This is a genomic window from Pseudomonas sp. A0308 (assembly GCF_044218815.1).
GTDB classification, from domain to species: domain Bacteria; phylum Pseudomonadota; class Gammaproteobacteria; order Pseudomonadales; family Pseudomonadaceae; genus Aquipseudomonas; species Aquipseudomonas iridis.
The window spans coordinates 6,072,722-6,093,720 of the sequence record NZ_CP162581.1; the positions used below are offsets into that span (position 1 = coordinate 6,072,722).

A 20,999-nucleotide genomic window follows, 5' to 3' on the forward strand; every position below is an offset into this window, starting at 1 on the left:
AATGTAGCGGGCACCCTCGAGGCGCCCCGTTTCATTGTAGAGCGGAGAACGAAATCAAGCCTACTTCGGATAAAGCGGCGGCAACCCACTCTCACCCACCGGATCCTGCACCCGTTCCGCCGCCGGAATCGTGCGAATCGCCCGCCACAAATCCTCACCCTGCCAGTGCTGCCCCGTCTCGCTGTACAGCGCGCCATTGAGCCCATCCAGCGCATCCGACAACGGCACAAACCGCGCCGCCATATCCGCCAGCGTCTCTGGTTGCTGACGCGCCCAGGCATCCAGTGCCTGGCGGGTTGCGTGCGGATCGTTGGCCTGGCTCGCACGCTTGATGTCGTCCATCAATGTGCGCGGGCTCGGGCCGGTTTGGGCGGCGCGCAGGATCGCCGGTTGCCAGCGCGCACGCCACCAAAGACCGAAGCCGAGCAGGGTGGTGCAGGCCAGGATCAGCGTGCTGAGTTTCCACCACCACAACACATCATTGTCGACCGCGCTCGGTTGCAGGCTGCCGGTCGGGGTGTCGACTTGCAGGCTCGGGTTGTTGGCCACTTGCAGGATGCGGGCCGGCAGGCTGGTGTGTTCCAGGTGATCCTCGAAAGTGTTCCACCACACCACGTCCACCGTTGGCAGGTCGATTAAACCGCTGCGGCTCGGGACCAGCGCTTCGCGTTCTTCACGGCTGCCGATCAGGCCACGGTCGCTGCTCTGGTTGCTCAGCACCGGTTGATCCGGGTAGCGCCGCAGGCCGTTGACTTCGGTGGCGGGCATGGCGGGCAATTGAGAGCTGGCCAGGCCTTCGACCTTCAGGGTCAGGCTGCGTGTCAGCGAGTCGCCGACCTGAGTGTGTTCTGGCTCAGGGTTCCAGCTTTCGCTCAGGCTCAAGCTGCGGGCTGGAAGCCATGGCGCATCGATCGGGTAGGTCAGCGGCTTGGGTTTGACCGTGAGGGGGATTTGCGCGGAGCTGACTCGCATCAGTTTGCCGGGTTTCGGCCCTTGTGCGGTCGAGTCCTGAGCGGGCTGAGTCTCGACCAGCGTTGCACTAAACGTCTGCGGCGCAATGGTCAACAAGCCGCTGTGCTGCGGATAGATCGCGTAGCGCATTTCGATCACGCCATGGCGCACGCCGTTGATGTCTTTCTCGTAGGTGCGCGTGTCACCGAGTTGCTCGACGCGCGCGTCGGCGATTTGCAGCGGGGTCAGGCTGCTGTCGTCGTACAGCGACACCGAATGGTAGATGCGCAGGGTCAGGATCGCCTGGGCCTGCACGTAGACGCTGGACTGATCGAGACTGGCCTCGATGAACACCGGGTCGAGGCTGTTTTTGTCCTCGCGAACATCGCTTTCGACCACTTGCACGGTGATCGGCTGGCTCTGGACATCGCCCACTTGCAGCGGCGGAATCAGCACGCTGCCGTTTTCCTTTGGCAACAGGGTGATGATCCAGCGCGTGGTGGCGCGGTTGTCGCCGTTGAGGGTGTTCAACTGGTTGACCTGCCGCGTGCCGCGTACTTCGAACAGCGGTTCCAGCGGTGTCAGGTCGGGTTTGCCGAACTGGGTGACGTCGCTGGTTTCGAGGGTGAGTTCGACCGTCTCGCCGGAATTCAGGCGACTGCGATCCACGCTGGCGATCAACTCGGCCGCGTGCGCGGTGGCCGTGCAGATCAGCAGGGGCAGCAAGAGAACGGTGAAGCGGGTCATCGAATGTTTTCCTGATCCTGATGTTGTTGCTGTTCGTACCAGAATTTGCGTCGCAGCAATTCGCCGGGGTCATCCGGGATCTTGCCCAGCCATTGTTCCAGTGCCTGACGTTGCTCGCCTTCGAGGTTGTCCTCGCTGGGACGCAGCGTCGGCACGGTGTTCGTTTCTTCTTCCTCGTCACTGCCGGGCAATTCGTCAGGGCCTGGCAGCGGCGGGGCGGTCGGTGGTGGTTCGCTGGCCGACTCGGCGGGCTGAGCCTCGCTGCGAGTTTCACTTTGTACCGCAGGTGGCGGCGCGGTCGCTGGCGGCGGTTCATCGCCAGGCAGGTTTTGCTCCGTCGGTTTGCGCTCCGGTTCAGCGGGCGGTGGTGTTTTTTGCAGCTTCAGCAGATTTTCCACCAGCGCCTTGTTGGTCTGCGCCGGGCGCAAGTCCGGTTGCAACTCCAGTGCCTGTTCATAGGCATCGATGGCGGCGTCCAGCTCACCGCTTTTCGCCAGCGCGTTGCCTCGATTGTAGTGGGCGCGGGCGTCGCTGCCTTCGGCGAAACGCTGGGCGGCGCCACTGTAGTCGCCGGCCTCGTACAACGCCACCCCTTGCCACTGATGATCGGCAAAATGTTGCGCCGCTTCGGCGGGGCGTTTCTGCTTCAGCAGGTGCAGCCCGCGCTGGTCGGGGCGCAGCCACAGGTCTTCGAAGTCAAAAGCGTAGCTGGGCTGCGGCAGGCAGAACAGCAGCGGCAGACAGAACAACCAGCCGCGACGCCCGGCACACGCCGCCAGCAATAACAGCGGCAACAGCAACCAGTAACCCTGATCAGCCCAGGTGTCGAGGCGCACGGTCTGGCCGTCGTCGCGCAAACTGCGCGGGCCATTGAGCAAACCGAGGGCGCCCAGATCGCCTTCGTCCAGCCGTGCGACGTGATAGTCGCCGCCGACGCTGTTGAGGAAAGCGCTGAGGCCCGGACTGTCGAGTTGCGGCACGCGGATCGCGCCTTGTTCGTCCTTGAGGAAACTGCCGTCCTCCTGAGCAATCGGTGCGCCTTCTGCGGTGCCGACGCCGAGCATCAACAGTTGCGCCGACTCACCGCTCAGGGCACGGCGAATGCCTTGACGCTCTTCTTCATTCAGGGATGAGCCGATCAACAGAATCCGGCCTTGGCCGAGCGCGCCTTGTTTGAGCAATGCCAGCGCTTTGCTCACCGCAAGGTCTGCGCGATGACCGCTTTGCGGCATCAGCGAAGGCTTGAGGGCGTCGAGCAGGTTACGACTGGTCGCCAAATCATCCGACAGCGGCACCAGCGTGTGGGCACTGCCGGCGTAGACGACGATGGCGGTCTGCGCATCGCTGCGTGCCTGCAACAGATCGAAGAGTTTGCGTCGCGCCTGTTCCAGTCGCGTCGGCGGCGAATCGGTGGCGAGCATTTCCGGGGTCAGTTCCAGCACCACCACCAAAGGATCGGCAGGTTTCTGACTGGTCTGTTCGACGCGCTCCCAACTCGGCCCGAGCAGCGCCAGAATCGTCAGCAGCCATGCCACGCCCAGGGCGACCCACGGCAGTTTGCTGTCGCGACCACTACCGCCGCTGAGCAGGGTGGCGTGGAATGCCGGCGGCAAAATCATCTGCCAGCGGCCAGCGCGTTTTTGCCGATGCCAGAGTTGCCAGATCAGCCAGCCGAGCAGCGGCAGCAACAGCAACCACCACGGACGAAACCAGTGCGGCCAGAGGGCGATCATCGGCGCCTCCGCAGACGCAAGCGTTTGAGGCGCTCACGCCAGTCAGGCAGCGGACTTTGCAGGTACAGCTCCTTGTTGAACAGGCGTTGCAGCGGGTTGTCCGGCCACAATTCACGCGCGACCAACAGCAGGCTCAGCCACAGGGTCAACGCCAGTGGCCAGTGATACAAGGCTTGCGCCGGTCGTGCCTGGGTCGGTTGCTGGGTCACCGGCTCGAGTTGGTCGAGGGTGTCCTTGATTGCTTGCAGTTCTTTGCCGTCGTGGGCGCGGAAATACTGGCCGCCGGTGACTTCAGCGATCGCTTTAAGCGCCGGCTCGTCGAGGTCCAGGCTCGGATTGACCCCGAGCAACGCGGTGGATCCGCTGTCTTCCGGATTGGCGCCGATGCCGATCGGGTAGATCTTCACGCCTTCGCTGGCCGCCAGTTCCGCCGCGGTCAGCGGGTCGATTTCGCCGCCATTGTTGGCGCCGTCCGTGACCAGAATCAGCACGCGACTTTGCGCCGGACGCAGGCGCAGGCGTTTCAAGGCCAGACCGATGGCGTCGCCGATGGCGGTGTTCTTGCCAGCGATGCCGATCCGCGCTTCGTCGAGCCAGACACGCACGGTGTGGCGATCGAAGGTCAGCGGTGCTTGCAGATAGGCCTGGCTGCCGAACAGGATCAGGCCAACGCGATCGCCGTCGCGGCTTTCGAGGAAGTCACCCAGCAAGTGTTGCACCAGAGTCAGGCGGCTGACGTCCTCGTCCTGCCATTGCATGTCGGGGAAGTCCATTGATCCGGACACGTCCACCGCGACCAGCAGATCACGACCGCTGGCAGCAATCGGGAGTGGTTCGCCAAGCCATTGCGGGCGTGCAGCGGCGCTCAACAGCAGCAGCCACAGCAAAATGAACGGTGCCTGTTGGCGCCACGCCGGCAGATTGGCCCGAGCACGACGACGCGCGAGGCCTTCAAGGTCGGAGAGGAAACTGACTTTCAACGCCGGCTCGCCGCTGTCGGCCACCGGCAGCACAAGGCGCATCAGCCACGGCAGCGGCAACAGGACGAAGATCCACGGCCAGGCGAATTCAAACATGCTTGCGAATCCAGGTGTCGACCGCTTGGGTCAGTCCGGCGATGGCTTTGTCGTCGAGTTTGCATTCCGGCTTGTAGGCGCCTTCAACCAGCACCATCCAGCGCGTCAGCCCGGCGGCCGGACAACGGTTGTCGAGAAACGCCAGCCACTTGCGGCCATTGAGCGTGTGGCTCTGGCTGTAGGGGTAATGGTTGCGGCACAGGCGTTTGAGCAGACCGTTGAGTTGTTGCAGCCAGGCTCCGGCCGGGGCGCCGTCGTAGGGTTTGGGCATTTGTGCCAGTTCGGCGAGGGCGGCGATGCGCACCGGGTCGAGCGGCTGTTCGGCGCGCACCACCGGGCGTTTTTTAATCGGGATGAAACGGCGCAGACGCCACACGGCGAAGCCGAGCAGCGGCAATAACAAAAGCAGCAACCACCAGCCCGGCGCCGGCGGCCAGAAGGCAATCGGGGGCGGGGAGATAAGCGGTTGCAGTTGTTCGAGGCCGTTCATCGACCTTTCCCCGGTCGCTGCGGATTGAGGAACTCGCGCATCTGCTCGACCATCTCGCTTTGGGTGCTCAGCGGCATCAGCAACACCCGCAGCTTTTGCGCGAGCAATTCCCAGCGGGCGATACGTGCTTCGGCCTGGGCGCGATAGGTTTGGCGCAGGTCAAAATTGAGCGTGTCGAGTTCCAGTTGCGCGCCTCGTTCGGCGAATCGCAAAAGGCCGGCGGCGGGCAGGGCGTGATCAAGCGGATCGGACAGCGGCAGCATCAGCAAGTCGCAATGCCGAGAAAGCAGGCTCAGTTGCTGCTCTGCGCTATCAGACAATGCGCGCTCATCGCAAATCACGATCACCAGACTGCCCGGACGCAGCACTTCACGGGCGCGGCGCAGGGCCACGCCGAGCGTGTCGCGATCCGGTTCGCGCTCGGTGTGCAACGACTGGTTGACTTTCACCAGACGGTTGAGCAGTTGCAGCAGGCTCTGTTTGCTCCGTCGCGGCTTGATTTCGTAGTGCTCGTTGTCGCCGAACACCAGCCCGCCGACCCGGTCGTTATGGCCGAGCGCGGCCCAGCCGATCAACGCCGCCACTTGCGCCGCCAGCACCGACTTGAACATCAGCCCCGAGCCGAAAAACAACCGCGTGCTTTGCTCGACCATGATGAAGATCGGCCGTTCGCGTTCCTCATGGAACAGCTTGGTGTGCGGCTCTTGGGTGCGAGCGGTAACGCGCCAGTCGATGGTGCGCACGTCGTCGCCGGCCTGATAAACCCGCACTTGATCGAAGTCGACGCCACGCCCGCGGAATTTCGAGTGATGCAAGCCGATCAACGGGCTGCGCTGGCTCGGCGTGGAAAACAGCTGCACTTCGCGCACACGGTGGCGCATCTCGATCAGTTCGGCGAGGCTGACGCGGATGCCCGGTTCGGACGGCAGAGGGGCGTTCATGGGGGTCAAGCGACGGCTACGACGTCGAGAATCCGCTGCACCACCCGATCCTGATCGATGCCGGCGGCTTCGGCCTCAAACGACAGAATGATGCGATGACGCAACACGTCGAACAGTACGGCTTGAATGTCTTCGGGGCTGACGAAGTCGCGTCCGGCCAGCCAGGCGTGGGCCCGGGCGCAGCGGTCGAGGGCGATCGAACCCCGCGGGCTGGCGCCATAGGCGATCCATTCGGCCATTTCCGGGTCGAACTTGGCCGGGGTGCGCGTGGCCATGACCAGTTGCACGAGGTATTCCTCCACGGCGTCAGCCATGTACAAGCCAAGAATTTCCTTGCGGGCGGCGAAGATCGCCTGCTGGCTGACCCGGCGCTCGGGTTTGGTCTCGCCGTTCAGCGCTTCGCCACGGGCTTGCTGGAGGATGCGCCGTTCGACGGCGGCGTCGGGGAAGCCGATTTTGACATGCATCAGGAAGCGGTCTAGTTGCGCTTCGGGCAATGGATAGGTGCCTTCCTGCTCGATCGGGTTCTGCGTCGCCATCACCAGAAACAGCGGCGATAGCTCATAGGTGCTGCGCCCGACGCTGACCTGGCGCTCGGCCATCGCTTCAAGCAGCGCCGATTGCACCTTGGCCGGGGCCCGGTTGATTTCGTCCGCCAGCACCAGGTTGTGGAAGATCGGCCCCTGCTGAAACACGAAACTGCCGGTTTCCGGGCGATAGATCTCGGTGCCGGTGATGTCGGCAGGCAACAGGTCGGGGGTGAACTGGATGCGATGGAACTGGGCTTCGATGCCCTCGGCGAGTTCTTTGATCGCTTTGGTCTTGGCCAGACCCGGAGCGCCCTCGACCAGCATGTGGCCGTCAGCGAGCAGGGCGATGAGCAAACGCTCGATGAGTTTTTCCTGGCCGAGAATCTGCGTTGAAAGAAAGGTTCGCAGCGCCAGCAGCGCTTCACGATGTTCCATCGGTGACTGTTCCTGGAAAGGGGTGGCCACAGGCGCAAGGATAACGCCGGGGCTGGGGGCGTTACTTTAATCCATCGCGGGGGGTGGCGACTAACGGCATTTCGCGCAAAGTGCGGGAAATGATCGTGGGAATTGTTGGATTTTTGTAGTACCCGGGAAGGGCGGTGTTGTTTCGGGTCTCTTCGCGAGCAGGCTCGCTCCCACATTTGAGCGGCGTAAATCCGTCAATGTGGGAGCGAGCCTGCTCGCGAAGGGGCCAGTTCAGACAACATCAAATCTGGTTAATAAAGGTCCCGGTGCCATCAAGGATGTTCTTCAAAGTCTCCACAACCTCATCCATATCCACCATGTCCGGGTTGAAGCTGATCTCCAGCACATCATCCCCGTTCAACGCATCGGCATCCGCCGCCGCAATCTCGATCTTCAGCAGGGTCGAGGTCAGGGTGACTTTGACGCCATCGAGCGTCGAAGGCTCGCCATCCAGCGTAATCTCCAGCTCATCCTCGTCCGGATAACGGCTCATCAGGAACATGTCGCCCTTGTCGCTGTGGCAGCAGAGCATGGCCATGTTGTCTTCTTCGTCGTCGCACGGGTTGACGATGAGTAGGGCGGTGGTCATTTGCATGGGGGAATTCCTGCCTCAAAGGGCGTGTTGGTCGCAATTGGGCGCGATTCTGCCAGCCCTCGGGAATTTCTGCATGTGAGAGTGTCAGAGGATGTGTCGTGAACGCGACATGGGTCAATGGTCATTTCTGGCACGGATGTACCGTAAAACCGGGCATTCAGGCCGACGTTCTGCGCCATGAATGCTAGTGTTTAACCCAGCCAGAGCCTTGGTTTACGTGCCAATGACCGAATATGTCGCAGCACCGCAAGCAGACACATTGTCGCACCCATTAAGCTGCGCAACGGATGAGCACCCGTAAAGGCATTGTCGGCAGCCCCGGACAGTCGCTTTTGCAGATGCTCATTCATGGAAGGTGAATGTGACCTGAGTGTCCCGTCCAGCTTCACCCACCTGTCCCCCTGTTTCCTCTGCCCGAGAATCAGGAACAGGGCGACACAAGCCCCGAAAGGGGTGTTGCACGCGACGCTTTCCATCAATAACAAGCTTAAGCGGAGTACCACAGATGGCGTTCTTCACCGCAGCCAGCAAAGCCGACTTCCAGCACCAACTGCAAGCGGCACTGGCGCAGCACATCAGTGAACAGGCACTGCCACAAGTGGCGCTGTTCGCTGAACAATTCTTCGGCATCATTTCCCTGGACGAGCTGACCCAGCGTCGCCTCTCCGACCTCGCTGGCTGTACTCTCTCTGCGTGGCGCCTGCTTGAGCGCTTCGATCACGCGCAACCGCAAGTGCGCGTCTACAACCCCGATTACGAGCGTCATGGCTGGCAGTCGACCCACACCGCGGTCGAAGTCCTGCACCATGACCTGCCATTTCTGGTCGACTCGGTCCGTACCGAGCTGAACCGCCGCGGCTACAGCATCCACACCCTGCAAACCACCGTGCTCAGCGTGCGTCGTGGCAACAAGGGCGAGTTGCTGGAAATCCTGCCAAAAGGCAGCACCGGCGAAGGCGTACTGCACGAATCGCTGATGTACCTGGAAATCGACCGCTGCGCCAACGCGGCCGAATTGAATGTGCTGAGCAAAGAGCTGGAGCAGGTTCTCGGTGAAGTCCGCGTTGCGGTCGCCGATTTTGAACCGATGAAAGCCAAGGTGCAGGAACTCCTCGCCAAGCTCGACACCAGCGCATTCGTCGTCGATGCCGACGAGAAGAACGAAATCAAGAGCTTCCTGGAATGGCTGGTGGGTAACCACTTCACCTTCCTGGGCTACGAAGAGTTCGTGGTCACCAATCAGGCCGACGGCGGCCACATCGAGTACGACCAGAACTCCTTCCTCGGCCTGACCAAGCTGCTGCGCACCGGCCTGACCTACGATGACCTGCGCATCGAAGACTACGCCGTGAGCTACCTGCGCGAACCGACCCTGCTGTCGTTCGCCAAGGCTGCGCACCCAAGCCGTGTGCACCGTCCGGCCTACCCGGACTATGTGTCGATCCGTGAAATCGACGCCGACGGCAAAGTCATCAAGGAACACCGTTTCATGGGCCTGTACACCTCTTCGGTGTATGGCGAGAGCGTGCGGGTCATCCCGTTCATCCGCCGCAAGGTCGAAGAAATCGAACACCGCTCCGGCTTCCAGTCCAAGGCTCACCTGGGCAAGGAACTGGCGCAGGTGCTCGAAGTGCTGCCGCGTGATGATCTGTTCCAGACCCCGGTCGACGAACTGTTCACTACCGTGATGTCGATCGTGCAGATCCAGGAACGCAACAAGATCCGCGTGTTCCTGCGCAAAGACCCGTACGGTCGTTTCTGCTACTGCTTGGCCTACGTGCCGCGTGACATCTATTCCACCGAAGTTCGCCAGAAGATCCAGCAAGTACTGATGGAACGTCTGAAGGCGTCCGACTGCGAATTCTGGACGTTCTTCTCCGAGTCGGTTCTGGCGCGCGTGCAGCTGATCCTGCGTGTCGATCCGAAAAACCGTCTCGACATCGACACGGTGCTGTTGGAAAAAGAAGTGGTTCAGGCCTGCCGCAGCTGGCAGGACGACTACGCCGCACTGACCGTCGAAAGCTTCGGCGAAGCCCACGGCACCAATGTGCTGGCTGACTTCCCGAAAGGTTTCCCGGCCGGCTACCGCGAGCGTTTCGCTGCGCATTCGGCTGTGGTCGACATGCAGCACCTGCTGAGCCTCAACGAAAAAAATCCGCTGGTGATGAGTTTCTATCAGCCGCTGGGTCAGGTTTCCGGCCAGCGCGAGCTGCATTGCAAGCTGTATCACGCCGACACGCCGCTGGCACTGTCCGACGTGCTGCCGATTCTGGAAAACCTTGGCCTGCGCGTTCTGGGTGAGTTCCCGTATCGCCTGCGTCACACCAATGGCCGCGAGTTCTGGATTCACGATTTCGCGTTCACGGCCGCTGAAGGCCTGGACCTCGACATCCAGCAACTCAACGACACCCTGCAGGACGCCTTCGTCCACATCGTGCGTGGCGAAGCCGAGAACGATGCGTTCAACCGTCTGGTACTGACCGCCGGCCTGCCGTGGCGCGACGTGGCGCTGCTGCGTGCCTACGCCCGTTACCTGAAGCAGATTCGTCTGGGCTTCGATCTGGGTTACATCGCCAGCACCCTGAACAACCACACCGACATCGCTCGCGAACTGACCCGGTTGTTCAAGACCCGCTTCTATCTGGCGCGCAAGCTCAGCGAAGACGACCTGGAAGACAAGCAACAGCGTCTGGAACAAGCGATTCTGACGGCACTGGACGACGTTCAGGTGCTCAACGAAGACCGCATCCTGCGTCGTTACCTCGACCTGATCAAAGCCACGCTGCGTACCAACTTCTACCAGACTGACGCCAACGGCCAGAACAAGTCCTACTTCAGCTTCAAGTTCAACCCGCACGCAATTCCAGAGCTGCCGAAGCCAGTACCGAAGTTCGAAATCTTCGTTTACTCGCCACGCGTTGAAGGCGTGCACCTGCGCTTCGGCAACGTTGCTCGCGGTGGTCTGCGCTGGTCGGACCGTGAAGAAGACTTCCGCACTGAAGTCCTCGGCCTGGTAAAAGCCCAGCAAGTGAAGAACTCGGTCATCGTGCCGGTGGGTGCGAAGGGCGGTTTCCTGCCGCGTCGTCTGCCACTGGGCGGCAGCCGTGACGAGATCGCGGCCGAAGGTATCGCCTGCTACCGCATCTTCATTTCCGGTCTGTTGGACATCACCGACAACCTGAAAGACGGCACGCTGGTTCCGCCATTGAACGTGGTTCGCCACGACGATGACGACCCGTACCTGGTCGTCGCAGCGGACAAGGGCACTGCAACCTTCTCCGACATCGCCAACGGCATCGCCATCGACTACGGCTTCTGGCTGGGTGACGCGTTTGCCTCCGGTGGTTCGGCCGGTTACGATCACAAGAAAATGGGCATCACCGCTAAAGGCGCGTGGGTTGGCGTACAGCGCCACTTCCGCGAGCGCGGCATCAATGTTCAGGAAGACAGCATCACTGTGGTTGGCGTCGGCGACATGGCCGGTGACGTGTTCGGTAACGGTCTGTTGATGTCGGACAAGCTGCAACTGGTTGCTGCGTTCAACCACCTGCACATCTTCATCGACCCGAATCCGAATCCGGCGACCAGCTTCGTCGAGCGTCAGCGCATGTTCGACCTGCCGCGTTCGGCCTGGACCGATTACGACACCAGCATCATGTCCGAAGGTGGCGGTATCTTCTCGCGTAGCGCGAAGAGCATCGCTATTTCCCCGCAGATGCAGGAACGCTTCGACATCAAGGCTGACAAGCTGACCCCGACCGAGCTGCTGAACGCCTTGCTCAAGGCGCCGGTGGACCTGCTGTGGAACGGCGGCATCGGTACTTACGTCAAGGCCAGCACCGAAAGCCACGCCGATGTCGGCGACAAGGCCAACGATGCGCTGCGCGTGAATGGCAACGAACTGCGCTGCAAAGTCGTGGGCGAGGGCGGTAACCTCGGCATGACCCAGCTGGGTCGTGTGGAATTCGGCCTCAATGGCGGCGGCTCCAACACCGACTTCATCGACAACGCCGGTGGTGTGGACTGCTCCGACCACGAAGTGAACATCAAGATCCTGCTGAACGAAGTGGTTCAGGCCGGTGACATGACCGACAAGCAACGCAACCAGTTGCTGGCGAGCATGACCGACGAAGTCGGCAATCTGGTGCTGGGCAACAACTACAAGCAGACTCAGGCCTTGTCCCTGGCAGCGCGTCGTGCGTATGAGCGCATCGCTGAGTACAAGCGTCTGATGGGCGATCTGGAAGGCCGTGGCAAGCTGGACCGTGCCATCGAGTTCCTGCCGACCGAAGAGCAACTGGCTGAGCGTATCGCTGAGGGCCACGGCCTGACGCGTCCTGAGCTGTCGGTGCTGATCTCCTACAGCAAGATCGACCTCAAGGAGCAGCTGCTGGGCTCCCAGGTGCCGGACGATGATTACCTGACCCGCGACATGGAAACGGCGTTCCCGCCGACCCTGGTCAGCAAGTTCTCCGAAGCCATGCGTCGTCACCGCCTGAAGCGCGAGATCGTCAGCACCCAGATCGCCAACGATCTGGTCAACCACATGGGCATCACCTTCGTTCAACGACTCAAAGAGTCGACCGGCATGAGCCCGGCGAACGTGGCCGGCGCTTATGTGATCGTGCGCGACATCTTCCACCTCCCGCACTGGTTCCGTCAGATCGAAGCGCTGGACTATCAGGTTTCCGCTGACGTACAGCTGGAGCTGATGGACGAGCTGATGCGTCTGGGTCGCCGTGCCACTCGCTGGTTCCTGCGTGCCCGTCGTAACGAGCAGAACGCTGCCCGTGACGTCGCGCATTTCGGTCCGCACCTCAAAGAGCTGGGTCTGAAACTCGACGAACTGCTGAGCGGCGAAATCCGTGAAAACTGGCAGGCGCGTTATCAGGCTTACGTTGCAGCCGGTGTACCGGAGTTGCTGGCGCGTATGGTTGCGGGCACCTCGCACCTGTACACCCTGCTGCCGATCATCGAAGCGTCCGACGTGACTGGCCAGAACCCTGCCGAAGTGGCCAAGGCCTACTTCGCCGTGGGCAGTGCGCTGGACATCACCTGGTACCTGCAACAGATCAGTGCTCTGCCTGTTGAAAACAACTGGCAGGCGCTGGCCCGTGAAGCGTTCCGTGATGATGTGGACTGGCAGCAACGTGCGATCACCATCTCTGTCCTGCAACAGGGCGACGGCACTCAGGACGTGGAAACACGTCTGGCGCTGTGGATGGCGCAGCACGAAAGCATGATCTCGCGCTGGCGCGCCATGCTGGTGGAAATCCGTGCCGCGAGCGGCACTGACTACGCCATGTATGCAGTCGCCAACCGTGAATTGCTGGATCTGGCGTTGAGCGGCCAGGCAGTCATTCCTGCACCGACAACGACCCCGGCCAACGCCGAGCTCGAGCCGGCAGTCTGATCGGCAACTGAATGAAAAAGCCCCGCATCGTGAGATGCGGGGCTTTTTTGTTTATGCGGACTCAACAAGTGCAGCCGCGGAAATCTCTCGGATACAGTCGATGCTATTACGCGTCGACTGCTCCTTCATTCGAAAAACCCGAACTTTAATTCGAATCCAGTCTCAGGAATTGTTGCACCGAGCGCGAGAATCCGTAGTTCGCCAAGTCATCAAAACCGCGTTCGACGATTTCAATGTTGAGTTTGACCAGAGTCCCCTGTTGCCCGCTAAAAGTGTAGACCTTATCGTCGAGCACTTGTCTTTTAATGAAATCGCCCTGATTCAATTTCAAATAAACGCTGGCATTGTTTGTTGTAATGTCATCCAGGGTGACGACATTCAAGTTGGCATCGAACAGTGCAAAAGAACCTGTGGTGTTCGATTCCGTGAAGGCTCCGAGAGGATAGCCGATTTTGACACCGGCACCGAGATACAACGCATGGTTCGTGCCGCTGCGGAATTGTATCTTGTACGTGTAATCGTCGTGGCCAATAAAGTAAGCGTAGTCCGGGCCATCCCACCTCGCTGGAGAGTAGCTGGCCAGGGCGTCACCGGATTTTTCGGGGCCGTGGGATGTAGTGATGTGGCTCTTGCGGAACTCGTAGTTTTTGCCGAAAGGATGTTTGTCGAAGAATACGATGTCAGCATCATCGAATTTGATTTTCGCCAGAAAAGATCGGCTATTCGAAATACCCATGGGTTCGTCCTTGTTTGGTTGGGTTTAAGTTCTGTGTTGCATCGACAGTATGCAATTCATTGAGTTTTTTAAAAGCCTGGAACGGTTACTTGTTATTGCGCGAGTGAAGATTACGTTAACGGCTTGGCATAACTTGTAAAGAAGTTACCTAGTGCAGTCGGGTTGCGAATTCTTTTGTGATGTTGCGCGCGTTAAAAAGCATCGCCTCTGCTTATCATCCAGGCAGAGGCGTTGCCTGTTAACGGTGGCGTTAGTTGTTTTGCAGCATTGATACGGTATTTACAGCGGGTTTCAACACGTTGTTTAGCGATTGGTCGAATTTTTTCAGAGCGCTTGTTTGCACATCCTGCTGCTGATTAATATCCGCAACAATTTCTTCCGAACGTTTGAAGTCCGCCCAGAGTGGTGTCAGTTCTCTTGCCGCGGAGCCCTTTGCCGTTGCGATATAGCTTAACTGGGCGTCATAAAAATCGGCGCTGACGTCGGCCTTGATGTCGGAACTGCGTGACGTGATCAATTGACTATGGGTATCGACGATGGCTACCACATCAGGCTTGGCCGCACGCAGGCTCTGCATGTCGGGATACACCGTCACCGAGCCGAACTGACGCTGCAGGGATGCGTTGACCCAGTCAACCGCCATGTCCGGTTTCGAACTGGCGACGTAGGCGTCATGGATCGATTGCACCAGCAGGCTTTGGCCGAAGCCGGTGCCGGCGTTGGCCTGATAGCCGCGCAGGTATTCGCGGTTGGTCTGGGTGCTTGGGCTTTAGACCACGCCGAGCGAAACGCCGGGGCCACTTTTTACCAGGGTGGCGCTGCTGCGGCCGGTTGGATGAGGAAGCAGAGTGTCCAGTGATGAAACCGCTCTGGGGGCGGTGGGAATCGAACAGGCTGACAGGGCTAAAACCGATATCGCTAATACACTGGTGAGCGCAAGTTTCATGGTGTTTCTCCCGTGAAACAACATCGGTCGGAAAGTTTTCAATGTCGTTCATGGCGACAGTTGATCCAGACTAAACCCACCGGGCTGACCCTTTGCCGGGTTAAAACGACTTGAATAGTTTCATTTGCTGTAACCCGTTGCGGGTAATTACTGCGGGAAATAAAAAGGCGCCGATTGTCGATTTGCGCCTTTTTATTTATGGCTGACTAAACAGCCATCAGTTTTTCAGCGGGATCAACACCTGTTCATCCGGGGCCAGCACCATGAACACCAGCAACTTCGCCGGTTTGCTTTGGCTGGCATTTTTCGACAGCAGATGTTCGGAGCCGGCCGGTTCGTACCAGAACTGACCCTTCTTGTAAGTGACTGCTTCTTCGCCCTTGACCTGGGAAATCACCTCGCCCTCCAGCACATAGGCCATGGCAGTGCCCTCGTGTTTGTGGGCGATGGACGACTGGCCCGGCTTGTAATCGACTTCGATCATCATGGCTTTTTTGCCGGGGACGTTTTTTAGCATCTGGTCTTGCAGGACGGTGATTTTCTCGGATGGGTCATGAGCAAAAGCGGCAGAAGCGCAAAGGCTCAGGGCGAGGGCAGCGGTGAACAGGGGCAGGGCTTTCATGGCGGGTTACCTGTGATGATTGGGGGGTTGCTGATCACAGTAGTCCGCGCAAAGGGGCATGCAAACGGCCAATATTCGGGAAGATCGGGTGACCAATTGGCAGCGTGTCAGAAAGCGTATCGGTACGTCGGAAAACGCCTTCGCGAGCAGGCTCGCTCCCACAGGGGTATGGGTTGTACTCAAAATATATGAGCAACCAAGAACCTGTGGGAGCGAGCCTGCTCGCGAAGGGGCCAGATCAGACGATGGGGAAACTATTGAAATCCACACTGTTGGCCAATCGACTGTCGATCAGGTCGATAAACCCCTGTGCCTCGGGCCGGTTGAAATGCGCCTGCATCGCCGCCTCCGACTGCCATCGCGCACTGACCGTCCAGCGGTGGTTGTCTTCGGGGCAGCGGTCGACCAGATAAGAATCGCAGCCCGGCGTTTCGCGCAGGGTGTCGACGATCTTCTGCAGTTGCCTGCCCAGCTCATCCGAGCGGCCGGCGGCAGCCTGCAGTTGCACCGTGTTGATCACTTCGTTGGACATTACTCACACTCCTGAATCAGGCCGGACGAATCCTGCTCATTGAGGGATAACGCCTGTGCAGAATAGGCCTGCCCCTGTCGATCACCAATAACCAATCGGCGGTTAATCGCCGAGACCAATCATTCAGGCAACTTGTTGCAGAATGTCGCGCAGGCGATCCAGGGCGATATCGATGTCGAGGGTTTCGATGGCGCCGAAGCCGAAATACAAACCGCTGCGCACGGGCTGCTGGTAATAGAAACCGTCGATGGAATACAGCCCGACCTCGACTTTTTTCGCCAGTTCGATCACCAGCGGCAGGTCGATCGGTACTTTGCATAACGCGGCCATATGAAACCCGGCACTGGGCGGCACGGCCTCGAGCCACGGCGACAGATCGCTGGCCATGCGCGCCAGAATCCGTTCGCGCCGCTGGGCGTAAATGGTGTGGCAGCGGCGGATGTGTTTGAGCAGACAGCCCTCGGCGATGAACTTGGCCAGCGCCCATTGCGGCAGGGTCGAGGCGTGCAGATCGGTAAGTTGCTTGGCGCGGATCACCGCTTCGAGGATCGATGGCGGCAGGATCGCGTAACCCAGGCGCAGCTCCGGCAGCAGGGTCTTTGAGAAGGTGCCGACGTAGGCAACGATGCCGCGCTGGTCGAGGCTATGCAGTGAATCGGTCGGACGCCCTTCATAGCGAAATTCGCTGTCGTAGTCGTCCTCGATGATGATCGCCCCCAGTTCATGCGCGCGAGCCAGCAAGGCTTCGCGGCGCGCCGGGCTCATCGGCATGCTCAGCGGAAACTGATGCGACGGCGTGACATAAATCAGCCGCGTGCCATCAGGGATGTGTTCAACCTGTATTCCCTCGGCATCAACGGGAACACCGACCACCTCGGCGCCATGTGTGCCGAACAACAGGCGTGCCGGCGGATAGCCCGGATCTTCCATCGCCACCAGGCTGCCGGGGCTGATCAACACGCGAGTGATCAGGTCCAGCGCCTGTTGCGCGCCGTTGCACACCACGATGTCTTCGTCCTGACAGTTGACCCCGCGAGAAAACGCGATGTGCCGGGCAATCGCATTGCGCAGCGCCGGCAGGCCTTCGGGCACGCTGTAGAAACCTTTGGACGCGGCCATCTGGCGCATCGCGTGGGAGACGCAGCGGCGCCAGTCGTCATGGGGGAACTGGCCCTTGCTGGTGGCGCCACCGATGAAGTCGTAGCGCAGCGAACCTTGCAGCGTCGGATGGCGCAGGAACACCGGCAAGTTGCGCCAACTCTCGATCACCTCTGCACCGGCCAGCTCGGTGTGGCTTTGCTTGCGCTGGACTTGCGCCGGGCGCGCATTGACGTAGGTGCCTTTGCCGATCACGCCGGTGAGGAAGTTTTCGTAGGTCAGTAGCGCGTAGGTGTCGGAAATGGTTTTGCGCGAAATACCCAGTTGTTCGGCCAGCAAGCGGCTGGGCGGTAACTGCGTGCCGGCGGCAAGACGCCCGGATTCGATGGCCTCGCGCAGTTGCTGATACAACTGACCGGCAAGATCCTTGCGGCCGTTGATCACGACGTGAAGTTCCATACCGACGAGGCTCCGGGGGCTATTTGGTGTGCCGGCCAGATTACCGCTGTTGCGTGGTCGGCAATAGTTGCGCACCACAAAAACCCGAAATTGGCCTAGATCCCTGTGGGAGCGGGCTTGCCCGCGATAGCGGTACATAAGGCGACATTTTCGTAGGATGTGCCGACGTCATCGCGGGCAAGCCCGCTCCCACAGGGATCTGCTGTGTCTGCAATTTTTGTGTGAAACACCATTGCTCCAATTAGTGGTGTAGCCAATTTTCGTGGAATTGGGGCTGTAACGCCGCTGTTGCAGCGCATACCTTGAGGTCACTATTGCGCTTCCCGAGATCCCCCATGTCCCCGCGCCTGGATTACTACAACGCTTCGCCCAAGGCCATGAAAGCCATGATTGCCATGGAGGCACTGACCGGTAACTTGAGCATCGAGCAGCCGTTGCTGCAACTTATCCGGATCCGCGCATCGCAGCTCAACGGCTGCGCGTTCTGTACCGACATGCATTCGGTGGACGCACGGCGGGCCGGGGAGAGTGATCGGCGGTTGTATGCGATTGCGGTCTGGCGCGACAGCGACTTCTTCAACCCCCGCGAACGCGCGGCGCTGGCGTGGGCCGAGGCGGTGACGTTGCTCTCGGAAAGCCATGTGCCGGACGACGTCTATCAACTGGCACGCGAGCAATTCAACGAAGGCGAACTGGTCGACCTGACGGTGGCCGTGACCACCATCAACAGCTGGAATCGGCTGGCAGTGAGCTTTCGCCAAACGCCAAGTGACTGAAGATCAAAAGATCGCAGCCTTCGGCAGCTCCTACATGGGATCAACTGTAGGAGCTGCCGAAGGCTGCGATCATTTCCCTAATTCGGCGGGCGCTGCGGTTTCACCGACGTTCCAAACGTATTGCCCATCCGCGTGCTGGTCGCCGCCGGTGTTGCCAGGCCAACCTGATTCGGCGGCCGTTTGTTCACTGGCACATTCAGCGCTTCTTGATTCTTCTGCGCCGCCGCCGCGCCTTCCGGGTTGTTGCCCATCTGCTGACTCAGGCAATCGTAATTCGGTGCCTTGTAGCCACCGACCGTCACATCCACGCAACCCAGCCGCTGCTCGGCGTGGGCACTGGCGAACAGGCTCAGCAACAGCCCACCGAAGGTGATTTTCCACAATGATTTCATGCAGGCCTCCTGGCAGACCCGAAGGGGCCGCGCTATGGAATGAGTCTAGTGCACGCCGTGCGCAATTCCCGTGATGGTTTTTTTGCACCGCCCGTCACACCAGATTCATAAACAGCCCTCAGGATGACGATTTTCAGGGATACGTCAGCCGTGCAGCGAGGCAGTTCCAGGGACGGTCTTCAGCGTTCAACGACACTTGTGCGCCAGATCACGCTGGGGCTGCTGCTTGGCTTGCTGGCAGGCAATGCGAAAGCAGCGCCCGTGCCGACGGACCTGCGCATGACGCTGCATATTCCCGCGCAGGATCTGGCCGGGGCGCTGGATCAGTACAGCCGCGCCACGGGGGTTGCAGTGCTGGTCGACAGCCAATTGAGTCGCGGCAGGCGTTCCTTGGCGGTGGATGGCGAATACACCGCGGCGGACGCTTTGCGCCGTTTACTCGGTGGCAGTGGCTTGATGGCGCGCTATGCCCGTGACGATGCATTCACCTTGCAAGTGGCGCAGGTCGAGGATGTGCCGGCGACGCTGGAAAAACCGACCCCCGCCAGCATCGCGGTCAACCGCAGTTACGCCACGGCAGTGCAAACCGCCATCGAGCGCAACCTGTGTCGTTCGCCGCTGACCCGCCCGGGCAATTACCGCGCGGTGTTGCAGGTGTGGGTGGGGCGCGACGGCGTGGTGCAACACAACCGGTTGCTTACTTCGACCGGAGATGTACGGCGCGATACCGCGCTGGTGGAAAGCTTTCGCAATCTCAGGATCGACCGGCCGACGCCCAGTGCCTTACGTCAGCCGGTCACGTTGCTGTTGTTACCGGAGTCGTCAGGAAAACGCATGGAATGCACTAAATGGGAAGGAGTTTCCGGGGGATGAAAGACACCGGACAAGGTTCGATGGTCCAACTGTTCCTGACGTCCTACGAGGACTTTCGGGTGCGCCTGCGCAGGCGTCTCGGTTCGGAGGATCTGGCCAACGACGTGCTGCACGAAACCTACCTGCGGGTCGACCGCATGGAGACGCCGCCGAACCTGCTGCGGCCGAACGCCTACCTCTATCGCATGGCCCTGAACATCGCCGCAGACCGGCGTCAGGCCGATGCGCGGCTGCTCACCGGCGAGGAAGTCGAGGAGCTGCTGCAAATTGGCGACGAAGCGCTCGACCCTGCGCGGGTGGTGGGCGGGCAGAAGGAAATCCAGTCGCTGCTCAGTGCGTTGTACGAACTGCCGGCACGGCGCCGGAAGATCTTCATCGCGGCGCGTCTGGAAGAGGCGCCGCACCTGGAAATCTCCCAGCGCTTCGGCATTTCCACGCGCATGGTCGAGAAGGAAATCAAGGCCGCGTTGGGCTTCTGCGCAGCGAAACTGGAAAGAAAAGTGTTTCAGCGGTTCGGTCGCGGGGCCGGAAAACCGTCTTCTGAATAGTGCCCGATCAATTCGTTGAGAATCTGCGCGTTTGAACATCTTTCGACTGACACCTGCCGAGCCATCGGCGGCCGACAATCTGCACAGCGAAGCCCGCGACTGGCTGGTCCTGCTGACCTCCGGCCGCGCCACCGTGGCCGATGCCCGTGCACTGCGCGAATGGTGCGCGCAAAGTGCCGAGCATGCCCGCGCCTTTGAGGAAGCCAAAGCGCTGTGGCATTTGTTGCAACCGGCGGCGCAAGGTTTGCAGGCACCACGTGGGTTTGGGCGACGCGCCTTTCTCGGCGGCGCCATTGCCGCATCGGCGGCGTTTTTGCTGGTGCGCGGGACCATCCCCGGTGGCTTCGAAGGGCTCGGTGCCGACTACATCACCGAAGTCGGCCAGCAGCGCCGCGTCGAACCGGCGCAGGGTGTGAGCCTGGAGCTGAACACCCAGACGCGGATCAATCAGCGTGCAGTGTCTGACGGTGTGCAGGGTTTTGAGCTGGTCAGCGGCGAAGTCGAGGTGCAGACCGCACGTCTGCCCTTGGCGATGCAGGCTGGAGGAGGGTGGTTGCGCGCCAGTCAGGCACGTTTCAACCTGCGCAACACTGATCAGCAAGTTTGCGTGACCTGCCTTGATGGCGCGGTGGAAGTCGACGTGGAAGGCCGAAGCCTGCGCCTCGAACCGGGGCAGCAAGTGACTTATGACGCGCGGCGGGTTGGCAGTGTGCAGAGCGTTGATACGGCGGCTGTGATGAATTGGCGGCAGCAGGTGTTGGTGTTCAACGGTGCGACGCTGAGCGAGATGATTGATGAGATTAATCGGTATCGGCCGGGGATGTTGCTACTGCTCAACCGCGAGCTTGGCCAGCGCCGGGTGCAGGCGCGGTTCAGTCTTGATCAACTCGCTGGCGTCGCGATGCTGATTCGCGATGCCTATGGCGTTAAATGCACCGAGCTGCCGGGCGGCGTCGTTGTTTTGAGCTAGTGGGGTTGATTGGGTACATATCCGTTGCTGCGGTAACGGCAGCCTAGGGTTCCGCCCTTACGGCGGGTCACTTTTTCCAGACGCCCGGAATGCCGGCCCAGAAAAA

The 20,999-nt window shown here is 60.5% G+C and carries 17 protein-coding genes and 1 pseudogene; 5 read left to right on the forward strand and 13 right to left on the reverse strand.

Annotation, left to right across the window (positions count from 1 at the left end; translation table 11 throughout):
- Positions 1-60: 60 nt before the first annotated feature.
- The 7 genes from AB4P92_RS28100 to AB4P92_RS28130 all read right to left on the reverse strand — a co-directional run bounded on the left by AB4P92_RS28100 (position 61) and on the right by AB4P92_RS28130 (position 7,528).
- Positions 61-1,698, reverse strand: coding sequence for a BatD family protein (locus AB4P92_RS28100; protein ID WP_395598516.1), 1,638 nt, complete (start codon positions 1,696-1,698; stop codon positions 61-63).
- Entirely contained in the window at positions 1,695-3,431 is a 1,737-nt protein-coding gene (locus AB4P92_RS28105; RefSeq protein ID WP_273875481.1) for a tetratricopeptide repeat protein, read from the reverse strand. Before AB4P92_RS28105 ends, AB4P92_RS28100 begins: the two co-directional genes overlap by 4 nt.
- Complete coding sequence (locus AB4P92_RS28110) at positions 3,428-4,507, reverse strand: vWA domain-containing protein (RefSeq protein WP_395598517.1); 1,080 nt, start codon at positions 4,505-4,507, stop codon at positions 3,428-3,430. Before AB4P92_RS28110 ends, AB4P92_RS28105 begins: the two co-directional genes overlap by 4 nt.
- On the reverse strand, positions 4,500-4,997 hold the full coding sequence (locus AB4P92_RS28115) for a DUF4381 domain-containing protein (protein WP_115147057.1): 498 nt from the start codon (positions 4,995-4,997) through the stop codon (positions 4,500-4,502). Before AB4P92_RS28115 ends, AB4P92_RS28110 begins: the two co-directional genes overlap by 8 nt.
- Positions 4,994-5,938, reverse strand: coding sequence for a DUF58 domain-containing protein (locus AB4P92_RS28120; RefSeq protein WP_042559487.1), 945 nt, complete (start codon positions 5,936-5,938; stop codon positions 4,994-4,996). The genes AB4P92_RS28115 and AB4P92_RS28120 overlap by 4 nt, the downstream gene beginning before the upstream one ends.
- 5 nt (positions 5,939-5,943) lie before the next feature.
- On the reverse strand, positions 5,944-6,903 hold the full coding sequence (locus AB4P92_RS28125; protein WP_003218556.1) for a MoxR family ATPase: 960 nt from the start codon (positions 6,901-6,903) through the stop codon (positions 5,944-5,946).
- A 271-nt stretch (positions 6,904-7,174) separates the two neighbouring features.
- A complete protein-coding gene (locus AB4P92_RS28130; RefSeq protein ID WP_047301644.1) occupies positions 7,175-7,528 on the reverse strand; it encodes a hypothetical protein in 354 nt (117 codons plus the stop codon).
- A gap of 505 nt (positions 7,529-8,033) precedes the next feature.
- Between AB4P92_RS28130 and AB4P92_RS28135 the strand changes: the two genes are divergently transcribed.
- Positions 8,034-12,941, forward strand: coding sequence for an NAD-glutamate dehydrogenase (locus AB4P92_RS28135; RefSeq protein ID WP_395598518.1), 4,908 nt, complete (start codon positions 8,034-8,036; stop codon positions 12,939-12,941).
- 145 nt (positions 12,942-13,086) lie between these two features.
- Here the strand turns inward: AB4P92_RS28135 and AB4P92_RS28140 are convergent, their stop codons facing one another.
- From AB4P92_RS28140 to AB4P92_RS28160, 5 genes and pseudogenes are all read right to left on the reverse strand, one after another.
- The gene (locus AB4P92_RS28140) at positions 13,087-13,677 is read right to left on the reverse strand and encodes a hypothetical protein (RefSeq protein WP_395598519.1); all 591 of its coding nucleotides are present in this window, start codon (positions 13,675-13,677) and stop codon (positions 13,087-13,089) included.
- A 250-nt stretch (positions 13,678-13,927) separates the two neighbouring features.
- Positions 13,928-14,623 (reverse strand): annotated as a pseudogene (locus tag AB4P92_RS28145) (ATPase).
- 217 nt (positions 14,624-14,840) lie between these two features.
- Positions 14,841-15,245: a cupin domain-containing protein gene (locus tag AB4P92_RS28150; protein ID WP_042559481.1), complete on the reverse strand. Its 405-nt coding sequence runs from the start codon at positions 15,243-15,245 to the stop codon at positions 14,841-14,843.
- A 238-nt stretch (positions 15,246-15,483) separates the two neighbouring features.
- Complete coding sequence (locus AB4P92_RS28155) at positions 15,484-15,777, reverse strand: putative quinol monooxygenase (RefSeq protein ID WP_042559480.1); 294 nt, start codon at positions 15,775-15,777, stop codon at positions 15,484-15,486.
- 123 nt (positions 15,778-15,900) lie between these two features.
- Complete coding sequence (locus tag AB4P92_RS28160; protein WP_395598520.1) at positions 15,901-17,334, reverse strand: PLP-dependent aminotransferase family protein; 1,434 nt, start codon at positions 17,332-17,334, stop codon at positions 15,901-15,903.
- A gap of 335 nt (positions 17,335-17,669) precedes the next feature.
- Here AB4P92_RS28160 and AB4P92_RS28165 point away from each other — a divergent pair, with 335 nt between their 5' ends.
- Entirely contained in the window at positions 17,670-18,110 is a 441-nt protein-coding gene (locus AB4P92_RS28165) for a carboxymuconolactone decarboxylase family protein (RefSeq protein WP_200615487.1), read from the forward strand.
- A gap of 77 nt (positions 18,111-18,187) precedes the next feature.
- Here AB4P92_RS28165 and AB4P92_RS28170 read toward each other — a convergent pair whose 3' ends face one another.
- Positions 18,188-18,502 (reverse strand): hypothetical protein, encoded by a 315-nt coding sequence (locus tag AB4P92_RS28170; protein WP_210704917.1) that lies wholly within the window; start codon positions 18,500-18,502, stop codon positions 18,188-18,190.
- 207 nt (positions 18,503-18,709) lie between these two features.
- Here AB4P92_RS28170 and AB4P92_RS28175 point away from each other — a divergent pair, with 207 nt between their 5' ends.
- The 3 genes from AB4P92_RS28175 to AB4P92_RS28185 are packed head-to-tail and all read left to right on the forward strand — an operon-like array spanning position 18,710 to position 20,893.
- Entirely contained in the window at positions 18,710-19,375 is a 666-nt protein-coding gene (locus AB4P92_RS28175; RefSeq protein ID WP_395599712.1) for an STN domain-containing protein, read from the forward strand.
- Positions 19,372-19,923: an RNA polymerase sigma factor gene (locus AB4P92_RS28180; RefSeq protein ID WP_042559475.1), complete on the forward strand. Its 552-nt coding sequence runs from the start codon at positions 19,372-19,374 to the stop codon at positions 19,921-19,923. Before AB4P92_RS28175 ends, AB4P92_RS28180 begins: the two co-directional genes overlap by 4 nt.
- Before the next feature lie 31 nt (positions 19,924-19,954).
- Positions 19,955-20,893, forward strand: a complete 939-nt coding sequence (locus AB4P92_RS28185) for a FecR family protein (RefSeq protein ID WP_395598521.1) — start codon at positions 19,955-19,957, stop codon at positions 20,891-20,893.
- Positions 20,894-20,999: the final 106 nt, after the last annotated feature.

What these genes read in the sequence shown, in the direction of transcription:
- AB4P92_RS28110 (WP_395598517.1), bottom strand. Translation starts at nt 4,507, where the DNA reads ATGTTTGAATTCGCCTGGCCGTGGATCTTCGTCCTGTTGCCGCTGCCG.
- AB4P92_RS28165 (WP_200615487.1), top strand. Translation starts at nt 17,670, where the DNA reads ATGTCCCCGCGCCTGGATTACTACAACGCTTCGCCCAAGGCCATGAAA.
- AB4P92_RS28160 (WP_395598520.1), bottom strand. Translation starts at nt 17,334, where the DNA reads ATGGAACTTCACGTCGTGATCAACGGCCGCAAGGATCTTGCCGGTCAG.
- AB4P92_RS28130 (WP_047301644.1), bottom strand. Translation starts at nt 7,528, where the DNA reads ATGCAAATGACCACCGCCCTACTCATCGTCAACCCGTGCGACGACGAA.
- AB4P92_RS28125 (WP_003218556.1), bottom strand. Translation starts at nt 6,903, where the DNA reads ATGGAACATCGTGAAGCGCTGCTGGCGCTGCGAACCTTTCTTTCAACG.
- AB4P92_RS28105 (WP_273875481.1), bottom strand. Translation starts at nt 3,431, where the DNA reads ATGATCGCCCTCTGGCCGCACTGGTTTCGTCCGTGGTGGTTGCTGTTG.
- AB4P92_RS28100 (WP_395598516.1), bottom strand. Translation starts at nt 1,698, where the DNA reads ATGACCCGCTTCACCGTTCTCTTGCTGCCCCTGCTGATCTGCACGGCC.
- AB4P92_RS28150 (WP_042559481.1), bottom strand. Translation starts at nt 15,245, where the DNA reads ATGAAAGCCCTGCCCCTGTTCACCGCTGCCCTCGCCCTGAGCCTTTGC.
- AB4P92_RS28135 (WP_395598518.1), top strand. Translation starts at nt 8,034, where the DNA reads ATGGCGTTCTTCACCGCAGCCAGCAAAGCCGACTTCCAGCACCAACTG.
- AB4P92_RS28120 (WP_042559487.1), bottom strand. Translation starts at nt 5,938, where the DNA reads ATGAACGCCCCTCTGCCGTCCGAACCGGGCATCCGCGTCAGCCTCGCC.
- AB4P92_RS28170 (WP_210704917.1), bottom strand. Translation starts at nt 18,502, where the DNA reads ATGAAATCATTGTGGAAAATCACCTTCGGTGGGCTGTTGCTGAGCCTG.
- AB4P92_RS28140 (WP_395598519.1), bottom strand. Translation starts at nt 13,677, where the DNA reads ATGGGTATTTCGAATAGCCGATCTTTTCTGGCGAAAATCAAATTCGAT.
- AB4P92_RS28155 (WP_042559480.1), bottom strand. Translation starts at nt 15,777, where the DNA reads ATGTCCAACGAAGTGATCAACACGGTGCAACTGCAGGCTGCCGCCGGC.
- AB4P92_RS28180 (WP_042559475.1), top strand. Translation starts at nt 19,372, where the DNA reads ATGAAAGACACCGGACAAGGTTCGATGGTCCAACTGTTCCTGACGTCC.
- AB4P92_RS28115 (WP_115147057.1), bottom strand. Translation starts at nt 4,997, where the DNA reads ATGAACGGCCTCGAACAACTGCAACCGCTTATCTCCCCGCCCCCGATT.